The following is a 16451-nucleotide window of genomic DNA, read 5'->3' as shown; positions in this document are numbered from 1 at the left end:
CCCGCATCGTTTCAGCGCTAACGGCCCTAACGCTACTCCCGGTTAAGAGGTTGTCCGGCAAGGATCAATTCGATGCGTATTCGAATCACGATCCTGTTCTCGCTGGCCCTGCTCTCGGCCGGTGCTCCGGCTGCCGCCCAGTCCTGGGAGGCGCAGGCGCTTGCCCTTCATAACCGCGAGCGCGCAGCCTTCCGCGTCGCGCCCCTCGCGTGGGATTTCGGACTGGCGGGCGCCGCCGACGCCTATGCCAGCGAACTGGTCAGGACCGGACGCTGGGGGCATAGTCCCAAGGCGACGCGGCCGGGCCAGGGCGAGAACCTGTGGATGGGGACCGTCGGTGCCTATCGGATCGAGGAAATGGTCGGCGGATGGATCGGCGAACGGCGCTGGTTTCGCCCCGGAGTGTTCCCGGAGGTGAGCACGACAGGCAATTGGATCGACGTCGGCCACTACACGCAAATGGTATCGAGCCGCACCACTCGGGTAGGCTGCGCCGTTCGCTCGAGCGGCCGGTGGACCTACCTCGTCTGCCGTTACTCTCCGTCCGGAAACGTCGACGGGAGGGCGATGCCCTAGTCGACCGGGTCGCCCTGCCGGGCCCGGTAATCGACTTCGATCGCGGCAAGAGCGCCGGCCGCGTCGTTCGCCTGCATCTTCTGCAACGCTTCGAGCAGCTTCGGACGCTTGTCGAGGTCGATGTGCGGATTGGCGACGATCGGGGCGAAGCTGCGCAGCGCAGCGGGGATCTCTCCATCGGTCAGCCGCTGGCGGACGACATTGAACCGCAGACCCATGTCATGCGGGGCCAGCACATGGGCATAGTACAAGCCCTTGATGGCATCCGCTGTGGGCTTCTGCCCCGCGGCTTGGAAAGTCTGATAGTAAAGGAACAGGGGCTCAGCGTTTTCGGTGTCGGCGCGGTTGGCCTGGATCAGCCAGCGCCGCACCTCGGTCCAGTCGGCCTTGCTTCCCTTGCCGCGGGCCTCGCCCAGCAGGGCCCGGCCCTTGGTGATCATCGCGCCGATATGCTTGGGATCCTTGGCCAGCGCACGGTCGGCCGCCGCAACCGCCGGCCAGAAGCGCCGGGCCGAAAGCTCCACTTCCGCAAGGACTGCCAGGACGGCAGGATCATCGGGGTAACGCGCCGCGATAGCGCGGGTCTGCTCGGTCACCACCGGGAGGTCGACCGGCCTGAGCCCGCGATCGGTGCGGATGCGCATCGGCATGATCGCGGCCTCGCCCTCGCTAAGTCGCCTGATCTCGACCGTCGGCGCAGGCCCGGGCTGGACCCGCAGCGCAGCAAAGGTCTTGGACCCGTAAACGTCGATCTCCTTGTCGAGCTGCTTGAGGTCGCCGAACGCCGCAACGGCCGCCTTGGCGAACGGCTCGCCGCGGGCAAGACCGTTGACGTAGCGGCCGAGTTGTCCCCGGCGGGCCTGGTTGAAGGCGAGATAGTGGGTGAGCAGCCAGCCCTTTGCGTAGACCGAACTGCGCTCCAGGTCGGTTTTCGGACGCGCACCGGACAGGAGGTCCCCAGCACTAAAGCCGAGATCGCGCAGGATGGTGTTGGCGCGACCCTGGGGCGGAAAGCCGATCTTCACGCCGCCGTTCTTTTCGACCTCGGCGGTCCCGAAGAATTCGGCGGTGCCTTCGACCAGCCAGGCAGCAAGCGGGCTTTCGGGATCGGTCAGCATCAGGTGATGCGTATATTCGTGCTGCAGTAGGTGATCGGCACGAAGGCTGCCGCCGAGCGACTTGTCGCTGCTGCTGACAAAGGCGACCGCGCCCGACGCGCGGGGGATGTAGAAGCCGGCCGCATTCATCTGCCGGGGAAGCAGCTTCTGCACGGCGACGATGTTGGGCAGGTCGAAGATGGTTAGACGCGCGCCGTCGGTCAGCGGCGGATCGGCATAACCCCGAACCTGGCGCACGGCGGCATCGAAGCGCTCCAGCTTTTCGGCGTAGGTCTTGAGCTCGGCAGGGCGCTGTTCGGAATAGATGATGAAATGCTTGGTTCGCGCCTCATGCCAGGCGGCGAAGGCCGGACTGGTCGCCGCAACGGACAGAGTGGCAGCCAACATTATGCGATGAAACATGATCAGCCTCGCCCTTTCGTGTTCTTCTTTTCCTCTTGATCGAGGATCGCCAGCGCTTCCTTGGCCTTGCCCGCCTTCATCTGTTCGTAGGCGCTGGTCAGGGTTGCCTGCCGGCGGCCGTGCGCGTCGAAGACAAGCGTCCCGAACAGGCGGGTCGCCGCGGCGCTGTCGTTATCGGCAAGATATTGGCGGACGGACGCCAGCCGCAGGCCATCGTCCTGGGGAGCGAGGGCATGGGCGTAATGCAGGCCCTTTATCGCAGCGGCGGTCGGTCGCTGCCCGGCCCAGGCGAAGCTCTGGTAATAGAGGTAGAGGGGTTCGGCGTTCTCGACGTCGGCCCGGTTAGCCTTGATGAACCAGCTGCGGACGTTGGCCCAGTCGGCCTTGGCCGGCTCCTTGCGGGCCAGTTCGGCAAACGCCATGCCCTTGTAGACCATCGCCTGGACGTTCCGGGGGTCGGCAGCCAACGCCCGGTCGGCGGCGGCGATTGCTCCCGGATGGTTCTGGACGTCATATTCGGCCTCGGCCAGCGCACCCTGGACAAAGGCGTCCGCGGGATAGCGTGCGCCGATCCGCCGGGCGGCGGTCACGATACTGCGCGCGCCCTGCACGTCCACTCCGCGATCGGAGCGGATGCGATAGGGCATGATCTCGTCCTCGCCCGCACCCAGGGCGCGGATGGCGACGACCGGAGCAGGCCCGGCCTCAATGCGAAGCGCATTGAACTTGCGGCTGGTGGCATAGCGGTCGAGGTTTCTGTCGAGGGCGCGGAGATCTCCAAAGGCCTCCTCCGCCGCGGCCAGGGGCGTCTTTCCGCTGTTGAGGCCGCGCATATAGGTCGCGAGCTGCCTGGTGCCGCCTGGCGTGAAGGTCAGGTAGTGGCTGAGCAGCCAGCCCTTGGAATAGAGCGAGATCTGGTCGAGGCCGTCGAACGCCTCGGCCTGCGTCAGCAACTGCCGGGCGTTGAAGCCGTGGTCGCCCAGCACCAGCCAGCCGCGACCGTAAGGCGGCGCGCCGAACGACACCGCGCCGTCGGGCTCCACCACCGCCGTACCGAAAAATTCGGCGCCGCCTTCGACCATCCAGGCGGGGATCGCGCCTTTCTGGTCGGAAAGCATCAGGTGATGCAGATATTCGTGGAAGAAGACGAGGTCGGGCTGCTTCATTCGGCGGTTTTCAAGACCGCTCATGTCGGGACTGACAAAGGCGATCGAGCCTGATGCGCGTCCAAGGTACAGCCCCGCAACTCCGCGCTGCCCGGCCATTCCTTCGACCGCCTGGGAATTGTCGAGCACGTATACGGTCAGCCGGGCGCCATCGGTGAGTTCGGGGTCGGGCATGGCGCGGACCTTGCGGACGGCCGCGTCGAAGCGCTCCAGTCGCTCGGCATAAGCCTTGAGGTCGGCCGGGCTCTGCTTCGAATAGATCAGGAAGTGGCGGGTCTTGGCCTGGTGCCAGGCGGCCGAGGCAGGCGCCGCACATGCCATTAACGCGGCAGCGGCCGTAACAAGGAAACGCACTCGAACCCCCCTGATTCTCAATGATTTACCCCATTAAAGAAAGGAATACGGGTCGACGTCAACCGCAACCCTGACCTTTGCGGTCCATTCGACGTTGCCGAGCCAGTCGCGGATGACATCCTGCACGTCGAGGCTGCGACGGGCGTGGACCAGCAGGCGGAAACGGTGACGGCCGCGAAGCATCGCCAGCGGGGCGGGGGCTGGACCATAGACCGCCATCCCCTCGACCTGCGGGGCCTTGCGTCCGATCCGGGTGGCGGTCTGCTCGGCTTCCGCCTTGTCCTCGGCGCTGACCACGATCGCGGCGAGGCGGCCGAACGGGGGCATGCCGGCTTCCTGCCGCGATCCGGTTTCGGCCGCCACGAACTGCTCGGTGTCGCCGCTGACGAGGGCGGCGATGACCGGGGCGTCGGGCTGGTGGGTCTGGACCAGCACCCGCCCGGGTTTGCCGCCGCGCCCGGCCCGGCCCGCGACCTGGCTGATCTGTTGGAAGGTCCGTTCCGCCGCGCGCAGGTCGCCGCCGGCAAGGCCGAGATCGGCGTCGATCACGCCCACCAGCGTCAGGTTGGGGAAGTGATAGCCCTTCGTGACGAGCTGGGTGCCGACCACGATGTCGATCTCGCCTTCCTCCATCTGCCGGACGAATTCGGCGGCGCGCGCCGGACTCCAGATGGTGTCGGACGTGACGATCGCGGTGCGCGCGTCGGGGAAGAGGGCCTGCACCTCGTCGGCGATCCGCTCGACCCCCGGGCCGCAGGCGACCAGGCTGTCCTTGTCGCCGCATTCGGGACAAGCCTCGGGCGGCGGGATGACCAGGCCGCAATGGTGGCAGGCGAGGCGGCGCATCAGCCGGTGCTCGACCATCCATGCGGTGCAATTGGGGCACTGAAAGCGATGCCCGCAGGTCCGGCACAGGGTCAGCGGCGCGAAGCCGCGGCGATTGAGGAAGAGCAGGCTCTGCTCGCCAGCTGCCAGATTGGCCTCGATCTCGCTCACCAGTTGCGGCGCGATCCAGCGCCCGCGCGGCGGCGGATCGGCAGTGAGATCGAGCGCGGTGAGAGTTGGCAGTTGCGCTCCGGCATGACGCTCGCGAAGCTGCAATTCGCGGTAGCGGCCGGTTTCGACCATGTGCCGCGTTTCGAGCGCGGGGGTGGCGGAGGAGAGGATCACCGGAATGTCCTCGAACCGCGCCCGCATCACCGCAACGTCGCGAGCGTGATACTGGACCCCCTCCTCCTGCTTGAAGCTCGCCTCGTGGGCTTCGTCGACGACGATCAGCCCGAGGTTGGCGTAAGGCAGGAACAGGGCCGAGCGGGCGCCGACTACCACCTTGGCTTCGCCGCTCGCAATTCCCCGCCAGGCGCGGCGCCGCTGGGACGAGCGGAGATCGCTGTGCCATGCGGTCGGCTCGCAGCCGAAGCGCGCGGCGAACCGTTTGAGGAACGGCTGGGTAAGGGCGATCTCGGGCAGGAGCACGAGGACTTGCAGACCCTTTCGGACGGATTCTGCAACGGCCTCGAAATAGACTTCGGTCTTTCCCGACCCGGTGATGCCGTCGAGCAGAACGGGATCGAAGCCGCCGCCGATCGCCGCGACCAGGCTGTCGGCGGCCGTCTGCTGGTCATCGCTGAGCTTGGGCGGCGCGAAATCAGGGTCATGGCAGGTCAGCGGCTGGTCGGCCTCGACCTGGATCCGCTCCAGCGCACCGCTGTTGACGAGCCCGCGTAAGACCGCGTCGCTGACCTCGGCATGGGCCGCAAGCTCACGGATCGTGCCCTGCCGGCCTTCGAGCCGGTCGAGCGCCTGGGTGCGCTGCGGGGTCAGGCGATCGGGCCGCACGCCGGTCAGGCGATATTCGGTCAGCTGGCGCGACCCTTCCAACGCCGAGGAAGACGGCAGCACCATCCGCAGCACCGAGGCCAGCGGCGAAAGGTAATAGTCGGCGGTCCATTCGCACAGGCGGCGCAGCGGGGCGGGGATGGGCGGCACATCGATCAGGCCGGCCAGCGGGCGCAGGCGGTTGTCGCCGACTTCTTCGCTCGGCAGCCGCTCGGCTTCCCATGCCACCCCGACCAGCTGGCGCGGGCCCAGCGGCGCGACGACTACGCTGCCCGGCTCGACCGCCATGCCGTCGGGCACGCGATAGTCGAGGGGGCCGAGGGCGGCGTTCAGGGTGACGACACGGGCGCGGGGAAGGGGCACCGGGGCGCTCTAGGCGAAAGGACCGGGTGGAACCAAGGGCCTGCAATCGCTATCTAAGGCTCATGTACACGACCGATCTCTCCAAGTCCGGCAGCGCCAAGGTCCAGCCGATCGGCCCCGCCGAGGATCCCGCACTGCTCGAGGCCTTCGAAGCCCGCGTCGCGGCGGACGAGTTCATCGAGCCCAAGGACTGGATGCCCGAAGCCTATCGCCGGACGCTCACCCGGCAGATCAGCCAGCATGCGCATAGCGAGATCGTCGGCATGCTGCCCGAAGGCAACTGGATCACCCGCGCGCCCTCGCTGCGCCGCAAGGCGATCCTGCTCGCCAAGGTGCAGGACGAGGCGGGGCATGGCCTGTACCTCTATTGCGCGGCGGAGACGCTGGGCACGAGCCGCGAGGAGATGATCGAGGCGCTCCACTCGGGCAAGGCCAAGTACAGCACCATCTTCAACTATCCGACGCTGACCTGGGCCGACATCGGCGCGATCGGCTGGCTGGTCGATGGCGCGGCGATCATGAACCAGGTCCCGCTGCAGCGGACCAGCTACGGCCCCTACGCCCGCGCGATGGTTCGCGTGTGCAAGGAAGAAAGCTTCCACCAGCGCCAGGGCTATGAGATCAGCATGCAGCTCGCCCGCGGCACCGCGGAGCAGAAGCGGATGATGCAGGACGCTTTCAACCGCTGGTGGTGGCCGAGCCTGATGATGTTCGGGCCGCCCGACGACAATTCGCCCAACACCGCCCAGTCGATGCGCTGGCGGATCAAGCGCGAGACCAATGACGAACTGCGTCAGAAGTTCGTCGATATCACCGTGCCGCAGGCCGAATTCATCGGGCTGACCGTTCCCGATCCCGACCTCAAGTGGAACGAGGAAAAGGGCGGCTACGACTTCGGCACGATCGACTGGGAGGAATTCTACTCGGTGGTGAAGGGCGAGGGCCCGGTCGCCAGGGAGCGGATCACCGCCCGCCGCGACGCATGGGAGAAGAATGCCTGGGTGCGCGAAGCAGCGCAGGCGCACGAAGCGAAGAAGCAGGCGCGCAAGGCCGCGGCTTGATTTCGGCCGCCGCCCCGGCGACAGGCCGACGGGGACGGAGGAACTGATGTCGGACTGGCCATTGTGGGAAGTTTTCGTGCGCACGAAGGGCGGGCTCGCGCATCGCCACTTCGGGAGCGTCCACGCGCCTGACGCGGAGATGGCGCTGCGCCACGCCCGCGACACCTACACCCGCCGCCAGGAAGGCGTCAGCCTGTGGGTGGTGAAGTCCTCCGACATCGTCGCCAGCGATCCGGCGCAAGCGGGCGAGCTGTTCGAGCCGGCCGCCGACAAGGTCTACCGCCACCCGACCTTCTACGACATCCCGGACGAGGTGAAGCACATCTGATGCCGAGCCTTCCGCCTATCCGCCCCGAAGACGAGGCCGTCGCCGAGCGCATCCGTCCGGCCGGCGCCTTCGACGCGCCGTCCGATGCGCACGATCCGGTTCGTGCGGGCTATCTGCTGCGCCTCGGTGACGATGCGCTGATCCTTGGCCAGCGGCTCGGCGAATGGACCGGCCATGCGCCATCGGTCGAAGTTGACCTCAGCCTCGCCAATCTCGCGCTCGACTTGATCGGGCAGGCGACCCTGTTTCTCGGCGCGGCGGGCGACGCCGACGAGCTGGCGTTCAAGCGCGACGTCCTCGACTTCCGCAACTGCCTGCTGGTCGAGCAGCCCAACGGCGACTTCGCCCGCACCATGATGCGGCAGCTGTTGTTCTCGACCTGGCAGCACATGCTCTACCAGGCGCTCTCCGACAGCCGCGATCAGGCCGTACGCGACGTCGCGGCCAAGGCGGTCAAGGAAGTCGCCTATCATCGCGAAATCGCGGGTGAGTGGATCGTTCGCCTCGGCGACGGGACCGACGAAAGCCGCGCGCGCACGCTCGACGCGCTCGACTGGTGCTGGCGCTTCGTCCCCGAACTGTTCGAGGTCGACGAGGAGCTGGAGGCTGCCATTGCCGCCGGGCTCGCCGCCGATCCGCGCAGCTTCGAAGCCGCCTATCGGGAGTCCATCGCCGCGGTCCTGACCGAGGCGACTTTGCCTGTCCCCGCGGACCAGCGCGCCATCCTCGGCGGGCGGCGTGGACATCACAGCGAGCATCTCGGCCACCTGCTGGCGATCATGCAATATCTGCCGCGCACCTATCCGGACGCCGTGTGGTGAGCGAAAAGCATTTCCACGCGCTCGAGGTCGCGGAGATTGTCGAGGAAACCGCCGACGCGCGCTCGATCCGCTTCATCGTCCCGCCTGAGCTCGCCGACGCCTTCCGTTATCGCGCCGGGCAACATCTGACCCTCCGCGCCGAGATTGGCGGCGAGGAAGTCCGCCGCAACTACTCGCTGTGCACCGCGCCGCACGAAGGCGCGCTCAAGGTCACGGTGAAGCAGATCGCCGGCGGCGCCTTTTCCAACTGGGTCGCCAGCAACCTCAAGCCCGGCGACCGCCTCGACGTGATGCCGCCGCATGGCAGCTTCACGACCGACTTCGATCCCACGGCGACCCGCCGCTACGTTGCCTTCGCCGGTGGGTCGGGCATCACTCCGATCATGAGCCTGGCGCGCACCGCGCTGGCCGAAGAACCGAACAGTCGCTTTCTCCTTTTCTACGGCAACCGCGACGCCAGCAGCATCATCTTCCTCGACGCGCTGGCCGAACTCAAGGACCGCTACCTCGGCCGGTTCGAACTGTTCCACTTGCTGAGCGACGAGGAGGGCGACGTCGAACTCCTGAACGGAATGCTCGACCGTGAGACCTGCGAGGAAGTGATCGCCGCCTTCGTGCCCGACGTGACCAAGGTCGACGCTTTCTTCATCTGCGGTCCCGGCCCGATGATGGACGCCGCCGAAGCCGCATTGCTCGATGCAAGGGTGCCTTCCGATCGGATCCACATCGAGCGCTTCACCGCTGGACGGCCCTCCGCTGCGCTGGCCGCCGAAATGGCCGAGTTGCAGCAGGCGGCTTCGGGTCAAACGCTTAGCGTCACCATCGACGGGCGGACCCGGCGGATCGCTTTCGACGGCAGCAACATCCTCGATTCGGCGCGCTCATCCGGGTTGCCGGCGCCATTCGCCTGCAAGGCCGGCGTCTGTGCCACCTGCCGCGCCCGGGTCACCGCTGGCGAGGTCAGCATGGCCGCGCGCTACGGCCTGACCGATGAGGAAATCGCCGCCGGCTATGTCCTCACCTGCCAGTCGGTGCCCAAGGGTGAGGGCGTCGCGGTAGATTACGACGCCTGACCGCGCTAACTGCTCTATCATGTTGACCAGCCCAGCACGCCGCGGCCTTGCCGATCTGCCTCCACTCGTCAGCGACACGCTGCTGGCCCTGATCGCCATGGTCAACGCCGATCCGCGTGCCGACAAGATCGACGTCGGCGTCGGCGTCTATCGCGATGGCGCTGGCCGCACCCCGATCATGCGCGCGGTCAAGGCGGCCGAACAGAAGCTCCTCGACGAGCAGCACAGCAAATCCTACCTCGGAGGGGCGGGCGACCGAGGCTTCGCGAAGGCGCTTCGCCCGATCGTGCTCGGCCGTCATGCCGGCGACGAACGGATCGTCGGCCTCCAGACCCCCGGCGGCTGCGGCGCGCTGTTCCTGGCGCTGAAGCTGGTCGCGGCGGCCAATCCCGATGCCAGGGTCATCATGGGCACGCCCACCTGGCCCAACCACCCGCCCATGACGGCAGGGGCCGGTCTGCAGATTACCGAGTATCGCCATTACGATCCGGCCTCGCGCAAGGTCGATTTCGCGGCAATGGCCGATGCGCTCGAGGCCGGCCGCCCCGGGGACGTCGCGCTGCTCCACGGCTGTTGCCACAATCCCACCGGCGCCGACCTGTCCGAAGACGAATGGCGCCAGGTGGCGGAGATCGTCGCTCGGCGCGGGCTGCTGCCGCTGATCGACTTCGCCTATCAGGGCTTTGCACGCGGGCTCGAACAGGATTGCTTCGGGGTCGAACTGGTGCTCGACGCATGCGACGAAGTGCTCATCACCCAGAGCTGCGACAAGAATTTCGCCGTCTATCGCGACCGCGTCGGGTGCCTGTTCGTCAAGGCGGGCAGCGTCGACACCGCGCAGTTCGCCTTTACCCACCTGCTGCAGATCAGCCGCGAAGCCTGGTCCATGCCGCCCGATCATGGCGGCGCGACCGTCCGCACGGTACTGGAGGATCCCGCCCTTGCCGCCGACTGGCGCGCCGAGCTGGACGAGATGCACGCGCGCATCCGCATGGTCCGCGAGAAGATCGCTGGTGCCGACCCGCGGCTCGCCTACATCGCCGAGCAGCAGGGCATGTTCTCGATGCTGCCCCTGTCGGTCGAGCAGGTCCGCCAGATCCGCGAAACCCACGCCATCTACATGGCCGACAGCGGACGCGCGAACCTGGTCGGAATCGCCGACCATGATCTCGACCGCTTCTGCGCGGCAGTGGTCGAGACGATGAATGGCTGAAGCCGACCCCGAGTTTACCGTCGACACCGATTGGGAAGAGGTCGCGCGCCTAGTCCTGACCAGCCGCGAGCTGGACCGGCTGGAGGAAGAGGAACTCGTCCCCGCCAAGCAGGTGCTCTATCAGTTCAGCGCCCGCGGCCACGACCTCGCGCAGGTGCTGCTCGGCCTGAAGCTGCGCGATGGCGACGCGGCTTGCGGCTATTATCGCTCACGCCCGCTGCTGCTGGCACTCGGCGTTCCGCTGGCGGATGCGCTTGGCTCGGGGATGGGCCGCAGCGGCGGCTATTCGGGCGGGCGCGATATCGGCGTCGTGTTCAACTATCCCAATCCGGGCGGCGCCCACGCGCTGCCGATGTGCGGCGGAGTAGGGGCGCAATATACGCCGGCCGCCGGCTGGGCGCAGGCGGTCCGCTACCGGGCCGAGGTGCTGAAGGACGGGGGCAAGGGCAACATCGCCCTGGTGCTCGGCGGCGACGCCAGTTGCGCGACTGGTGGCTTCTGGTCCGCGTTGACCATCGCCACCACGCAGAAGCTGCCCTTGCTCTTTTACGTCGAGGACAATGGCTACGGCATCTCGGTGCCGTCGACCTACCAGACGCCGGGGCAGAATATCGCGGCGAACCTCGCCAGCTTTACCGGGCTGACCATCTTCAACGGCGACGGCACCGACCCGCTCGAGGCCGCTCGACTGGTCGAGGCAGCGGTTGCCCATGTGCGGAGTGGAGAGGGGCCGGCGCTGCTTCGGCTTACCGTCCCTCGGCTCGAGGGACATAGCTACCAGGACACGCAGACCTACAAGAGCGAGGCGGAGATCGCTGCGGAATGGGCCCGCGATCCGCTGCCGAAGTTAAAGTCGCATTGCGCCGCGCTGCAGATCGGTGAAGCGCGCTGGGGCGAGTTGGAAACCCAGGTCGCTTGGGAAGTCGCCCGCGCCCGCGAAGAGGCCGAGGCGCGCCCGGTGCTTGGCGCCGACAAGGTCGCGGACGACGTCTTCTTTTCAGGCAATCACGCTGAGGTCGGCGGCCAAGCTGGCCTGTCGCTCGAAGGCACCCATGGCGAACCGCGTCCCGAGGGTCAGCGGATCAACATGGTCACCGCCATCCGTAAGGTTCTCGACCAGGAACTCGGCGCCAACCCGCGCATGTGCGTATTCGGCGAGGATGTCGGGCCCAAGGGCGGTGTCCATGCTGTGACGCTGGGGCTGCAGGAAAAATACGGTCACGATCGCGTCTTCGACACCAGCCTCAACGAGGAAGGCATCGTCGGCCGCGCGGTCGGCATGGCGCTGGCCGGGCTGCTGCCGGTGCCCGAAATCCAATTCCGAAAATATGCGGAGCCCGCGACCGAGCAGATCAACGACACCGGCACCATGCGCTGGCGCACCGCCAATCGCTTCGCCGCGCCGATGGTGCTGCGCGTGCCGGGCGGCTTCTTCAAGTGCGGCGACCCCTGGCACAGCCAGACCAACGAGGTGCAGTTCGTCCACAACCCCGGCTGGATGGTCGCGGTGCCCAGCAATGCCGAGGACGCCGTTGGGCTGCTCCGCATGGCGCTGCGCGGCAACGATCCGGTGCTGTTCTTCGAGCATCGCGCGATGCTCGACGACAGCTGGGCGCGGCGGCCGTGGCCGGGCGATGCCTATGTCCTGCCGTTCGGCAAGGCGAAGAAGACAAGGTCGGGCGACCAGATTACCATCGTCACCTGGGGCGCGATGGTCCCGCGCTGCGAGGCGGCGGCGGAGGGCATGAGCGCCGACGTCATCGACCTTCGCACGCTTAATCCGTGGGACCGCGACATGGTGCTCGACAGCGTCCGCCGCACCCGCCGTTGCCTGATCGTCCACGAGGACCTGCGCACGGGCGGCTTCGGCGCGGAAATCGCCGCGGTGGTTGCCGACGAGGCTTTCCTCGACCTCGACGCACCGGTCGCCCGGGTGACCATGCCCGACATCCCAAGCCCGCATCATCCCTCGCTGCTCGAAGCCGCGGTGCCGAGCGTGGCGCGGATCCGGGCCGAGATCGACCGCCTGGTGGGGTTCTGAGCGTGATCGACGTCCGCGTCCCCGACGAGCAGGAAGGCACCAAGGCCGTCGTCCGCGCCTGGCTCAAGCAGCCGGGCGACACAGTGGCGGTGAACGATCCGCTGGTCGAGCTGGAGACCGACAAGGTCACGCAGGAAGTGCCGTCGCCCGCGGCCGGCGTGCTGGCAGAAATCGTGCTTGGTACCGATGCCGAAGCAATCCCGGGTGCGGTTCTGGGGCGGATCAATGCCGAGACCCCTAACGAGATCGCGCAGAATGCGGGTCTGGATCGAAGCCAGGAACGCCCGGTCGAGGCCAGTTCGCGCGCGCCTGCAGCGGCAAAGCTCGGTTCTAGCCACACCGAAACGCGCCTCTCCCCCTCGGTCCGCCGCGCTCTCCTTCAGCACGATATCGACCCCGCTCGCCTGACCGGCACCGGGCGCGATGGCCGCATCACGCGCGAAGACGTCGATCGAGCCGTCGAAGGCGCGACGATCAGCCACGCCGACGGCGGAGCCAGGTCCCTTGCCCAGCCTCGCGTGGCGGAAGCGAATTGGCAGGACATTCCGCACGACCGGATGCGCCGCGCGATCGCCGACAATATGGTCCGCGCCGTTTCCGAGGCGCCCCACGTCACCGCCCTATTCGAAGCCGACTTCACCGCCATCACGGCGCACAAGAAGGCGCTCGCGGCGCAAGGCACCAGGCTCAGCTACACCGCCTATTTGCTCAAAGCCGCCGCCGAGGCGATGCCGGTGGCACCGGCGGTCAACGGTCGCTGGGCCGACGACCGGATCATCGTCTCTCCGAGCGTCGACATCGGAGTCGGCACCGCGCTCGGCGACAAGGGGCTGGTGGTACCGGTGGTCCGCGATTGCGGCGGCGCGAGCCTCGAGGAGATCGGGGCGCGCCTCGACGACCTCACCGCGCGAGCGCGTGCCGGGAAGCTCGAGCGGTCGGATGTCGCGAATGGCAGCTTCACCATCTCCAACCACGGCGTCTCGGGCTCGCTCCTGGCCGCGCCGATCATCCTTCACCAGGGCCAGGCGGCGATCCTTGGGGTCGGCAAGCTCCAGAAGCGGGTGGTCGTGCTGAGCCAGGACGGTGCCGACGTCATCGCGATCCGACCGATGGCCTACGTCACCCTCACCATCGACCACCGCGTGATCGACGGACATCAGACCAACGCCTGGCTGAGTCGGTTCGTCGAGATCATCGAGAACTGGCCCGAAGCACAGCCGAAACAATAGGAACGCCCCATCCTCCGACCCGTTGGCGAACCGGGACAGGAGGTTTCAGTGGCCCGAGACAATGAACATGATGAGGTGGCCGCGGAGGCCGCCCGCCTTAACGACAAGACTTCCGCCGGTCGTCGCAAGGCAACAGCGCAGGATAGGAACGGCGGCGTCAGCAACGGCGCTCTGATCGGCCTTGGCCTGACGCTTGCCACCGCCGGCGCCGCCGCCTTCTTCTTCGGCAAGGCCAAGGCGGCCGACGAGGGGCCCGACGGACCGCTGCTGAGCGACGCGCCGGACCATGTGCTGCGGGGCAAGGCGCTGAAACGCGCCCGCAACCAGGAGGACGGCCGCGCACTGGTCGGGCGCACCGTCACCATCGGCAAGCCGGCGCAGGAGCTTTACGCTTTCTGGCGCAAGTTCGAGCGCTTCCCCGAGTTCATGGACAATGTCCGCGAGATCCGCCGGGTCGACGACACCCGCTCCGAATGGATCATCGAGGCTCCGGGCGGCGCCACGGTCTCGCTCAAGACCCGGATCGTCGAGGATAGTCCGGGCAAGACCATCGCCTGGGTCAGCGAGGCCGACAGCCAGATCGAGCATGAGGGCCGGGTCGAATTCGCCGACGCGCCTCCGGGCCGCGGCACCTATGTCCGGCTGCTCCTGCGCTACACGCCCCCCGCGGGCGAGATCGGCCGGCTGGTCGCAAAGGTCATGCAGCGCGAGCCCAACGTCCAAGCCCGCCGCGACCTGCGCCGGTTCAAGCAGTTGATGGAAACGGGCGAAGTGCCCGTCAACGCTTCCCCTTCCGGTCGCAAGGGCGAGAGCCCGACCGAACCCCGCATCTAGGAGTTCCGCCCATGCGCGCCCTCACTTTTCACGGCCGCCACGACGTGCGTGTCGATAACGTACCCGACCCCGAGATCGTGCTCCCGCGCGATGCGATCCTGAAAGTTACCTCGACCGCCATTTGCGGTTCCGATCTCCACCTGTACGATGGCTACATCCCGACGATGCGCGCCGGCGACATCCTCGGACATGAGTTCATGGGCGAAGTGGTCGAGGTCGGCTCCAGCTCGACCCTCAAGAAGGGGCAGCGCGTCGTCGTTCCCTTCACCATCAGCTGCGGCGAATGCTTCTTCTGCAAGAAGACCCAGTTCAGCGCCTGCGACAACAGCAACCCGGCCGAGACTTCCGACGCGTCCGAGACGCTGATGGGTCACGCGATGGGCGCTGCGTTCGGATATGCCCACCTCACCGGCGGCTATGCTGGCGGCCAGGCGGAATATGTCCGCGTGCCGTTCAGCGACGTCGGCCCGATCGTCGTCCCCGACCACCTTGACGACGACAAGGTGCTGTTCCTGTCGGACATCCTGCCGACCGGCTGGCACGCCGCGGTCAACGCCGACATCGAGCCGGGCGATACGGTGGCGGTGTGGGGTTGCGGCCCGGTCGGCCTGTTCGCGATCCAGAGCGCGTTCAAGCTTGGCGCGCACCGGGTGATCGCAATCGACCATTATCCAAGCCGCCTGAAGCTCGCCAAGCAGATGGGCGCCGACATCCTCGACTATCGCGAGGTCGAGGTGCTCGATGCGCTGAAGGAGATGACCGGCGGGATCGGCCCCGACGCGGTGATCGATTGCGTCGGCATGGAAAGCCATGGCCTTGCGATCGACAACCTTGCCGACACGGTGAAAGCGCACCTGTTTCTCGGCACCGAGCGGCCCCATGCACTGCGCCAGATGATCATCGCCTGCCGCAAGGGCGGAAGGGTCTCGATCCCTGGCGTCTATGGCGGCTTCGCGGACAAGTTCCCGCTAGGCCAGCTGATGGAGAAGGGGCTGACGGTGAAGTCCGGCCAGACCCCGGTCCAGAAATATACAAAGGACCTGCTCAAGCTGATCGAGGAAGGCGAGCTCGATACAACCTTCATGATCTCGCACCGCGAGCCGCTCAACGACGCCGCGGAGCTTTATCGCAAGTGGCACGACGAGCAGGACACCTACACCAAGATCGTGCTGAAGCCCGGCATGGACAGCAAGCCGCAGGTCGACCTCGTCGCAGCGCGCCAGGTCGAACCGGCCGAATAAGGGACAAAGGAAACATCATGAGCAAGCTTGCCGTCATCACCGGTGCTTCTTCGGGCATCGGCCTCGAGATCGCGCGCCTGGCCTCGGCCGAGGGCTATGACCTGATCGTCGCCTCCGACACCCCGATGGTGGACGCCGGGGCGGGCCTGGAAGGCGAGGTCAGCTCGCTCGATGCCGACCTGGCGACCGAGCAAGGGGTCCGCCAATTGCTCCAGCAGATCGGCGACCGCCAGGTCGACGTGCTGGTCGCCAACGCCGGGCACGGCCTCGGCCACGGTTTCCTCGACCAGCCGCCGGCCGAATGGCGCCACGTGATCGACACCAACATCACCGGCACGCTGCTGCTGATCCAGCCGATCGCCAGGAAGATGGCTGAGCGAGGCGAAGGCAAGATCCTGATCACCGGTTCGATCGCCGGACACGTGCCGGCGGCGTTCCAGGCGGTCTATCACGCCAGCAAGGCGTTCGTGGACAGCTTCGCCGCGGCGCTCGGCAACGAACTCAAGGACACCGGCGTCACCGTCACCTGCCTCAAGCCCGGCGCGACCGAAACCGAGTTCTTCGCCCGCGCCGACATGGAAGACACCAAGGTCGGCCAATCCAAGAAGGCGTCGGCTGCCGATGTGGCGAAGACCGGGTGGGAAGCGATGAAGAAGGGCGAGCATGCCGTCGTCCACGGCCTGATGAACAAGGCGCAGGTGCTTGCTGCCGGCGTCCTTCCTGAAAGCGTCAGCGCCGAACAGGGTCGCAAGATGAATGAGCCCGGCAGCGGGACGGAGTGATCCTTTCGGA

General features: G+C 67.1%; 14 protein-coding genes. 11 read left to right on the top strand and 3 right to left on the bottom strand.

The genetic code is table 11. From position 1 onward, the window contains the following. Positions 1 to 72 precede the first annotated feature (72 nt). Positions 73 to 576, top strand: a complete 504-nt coding sequence (locus GGQ97_RS11950) for a CAP domain-containing protein (protein WP_168069857.1) — start codon at positions 73 to 75, stop codon at positions 574 to 576. Here the strand turns inward: GGQ97_RS11950 and GGQ97_RS11945 are convergent. The 3 genes from GGQ97_RS11945 to GGQ97_RS11935 are packed head-to-tail and all read right to left on the bottom strand — an operon-like array spanning position 573 to position 5818. Further along, positions 573 to 2081, bottom strand: a complete 1509-nt coding sequence (locus GGQ97_RS11945; protein ID WP_168069856.1) for a hypothetical protein — start codon at positions 2079 to 2081, stop codon at positions 573 to 575. The genes GGQ97_RS11950 and GGQ97_RS11945 overlap by 4 nt on opposite strands. 17 nt (positions 2082 to 2098) lie before the next feature. Continuing rightward, a complete protein-coding gene (locus GGQ97_RS11940; RefSeq protein WP_168069855.1) occupies positions 2099 to 3616 on the bottom strand; it encodes a hypothetical protein in 1518 nt (505 codons plus the stop codon). 33 nt (positions 3617 to 3649) lie between these two features. Beyond that, a complete protein-coding gene (locus GGQ97_RS11935; RefSeq protein ID WP_168069853.1) occupies positions 3650 to 5818 on the bottom strand; it encodes a primosomal protein N' in 2169 nt (722 codons plus the stop codon). A gap of 62 nt (positions 5819 to 5880) precedes the next feature. On the opposite strand from GGQ97_RS11935, the gene paaA reads away from it, so the two are divergent. From paaA to GGQ97_RS11885, 10 genes are read left to right on the top strand one after another with little or no spacing between them, the layout of a single operon-like run. Further along, positions 5881 to 6879 carry a 1,2-phenylacetyl-CoA epoxidase subunit PaaA gene (gene paaA / locus GGQ97_RS11930; RefSeq protein ID WP_168069852.1) on the top strand — a complete coding sequence of 333 codons (999 nt, stop codon included), beginning with the start codon at positions 5881 to 5883 and terminating at the stop codon, positions 6877 to 6879. 46 nt (positions 6880 to 6925) lie between these two features. Next, positions 6926 to 7207 carry a 1,2-phenylacetyl-CoA epoxidase subunit PaaB gene (gene paaB / locus GGQ97_RS11925; RefSeq protein WP_209022848.1) on the top strand — a complete coding sequence of 94 codons (282 nt, stop codon included), beginning with the start codon at positions 6926 to 6928 and terminating at the stop codon, positions 7205 to 7207. After that, positions 7207 to 8028, top strand: a complete 822-nt coding sequence (gene paaC / locus GGQ97_RS11920; protein ID WP_168069850.1) for a 1,2-phenylacetyl-CoA epoxidase subunit PaaC — start codon at positions 7207 to 7209, stop codon at positions 8026 to 8028. The genes paaB and paaC overlap by 1 nt, the downstream gene beginning before the upstream one ends. Further along, positions 8025 to 9101: a 2Fe-2S iron-sulfur cluster-binding protein gene (locus GGQ97_RS14430; protein ID WP_168069849.1), complete on the top strand. Its 1077-nt coding sequence runs from the start codon at positions 8025 to 8027 to the stop codon at positions 9099 to 9101. Before paaC ends, GGQ97_RS14430 begins: the two co-directional genes overlap by 4 nt. Before the next feature lie 19 nt (positions 9102 to 9120). After that, on the top strand, positions 9121 to 10314 hold the full coding sequence (locus GGQ97_RS11910; protein WP_168069847.1) for an amino acid aminotransferase: 1194 nt from the start codon (positions 9121 to 9123) through the stop codon (positions 10312 to 10314). Next, positions 10307 to 12355: a transketolase C-terminal domain-containing protein gene (locus tag GGQ97_RS11905; protein ID WP_168069845.1), complete on the top strand. Its 2049-nt coding sequence runs from the start codon at positions 10307 to 10309 to the stop codon at positions 12353 to 12355. The genes GGQ97_RS11910 and GGQ97_RS11905 overlap by 8 nt, the downstream gene beginning before the upstream one ends. 2 nt (positions 12356 to 12357) lie before the next feature. Beyond that, positions 12358 to 13584 (top strand): dihydrolipoamide acetyltransferase family protein, encoded by a 1227-nt coding sequence (locus GGQ97_RS11900; RefSeq protein WP_342448529.1) that lies wholly within the window; start codon positions 12358 to 12360, stop codon positions 13582 to 13584. Between the two features lie 48 nt (positions 13585 to 13632). Further along, complete coding sequence (locus GGQ97_RS11895; protein WP_342448528.1) at positions 13633 to 14418, top strand: SRPBCC family protein; 786 nt, start codon at positions 13633 to 13635, stop codon at positions 14416 to 14418. 11 nt (positions 14419 to 14429) lie between these two features. Further along, on the top strand, positions 14430 to 15659 hold the full coding sequence (locus GGQ97_RS11890; RefSeq protein ID WP_168069844.1) for a zinc-dependent alcohol dehydrogenase: 1230 nt from the start codon (positions 14430 to 14432) through the stop codon (positions 15657 to 15659). A gap of 17 nt (positions 15660 to 15676) precedes the next feature. Beyond that, the gene (locus GGQ97_RS11885) at positions 15677 to 16441 is read left to right on the top strand and encodes an SDR family NAD(P)-dependent oxidoreductase (protein WP_209022847.1); all 765 of its coding nucleotides are present in this window, start codon (positions 15677 to 15679) and stop codon (positions 16439 to 16441) included. Positions 16442 to 16451: the final 10 nt, after the last annotated feature.

It is taken from the genome of Sphingomonas kaistensis, from assembly GCF_011927725.1.
Classification (GTDB): domain Bacteria; phylum Pseudomonadota; class Alphaproteobacteria; order Sphingomonadales; family Sphingomonadaceae; genus Sphingomicrobium; species Sphingomicrobium kaistense.
Note: the sequence above shows the minus strand (reverse complement) of the source record. Positions and strands in the feature narration are given on the sequence as shown.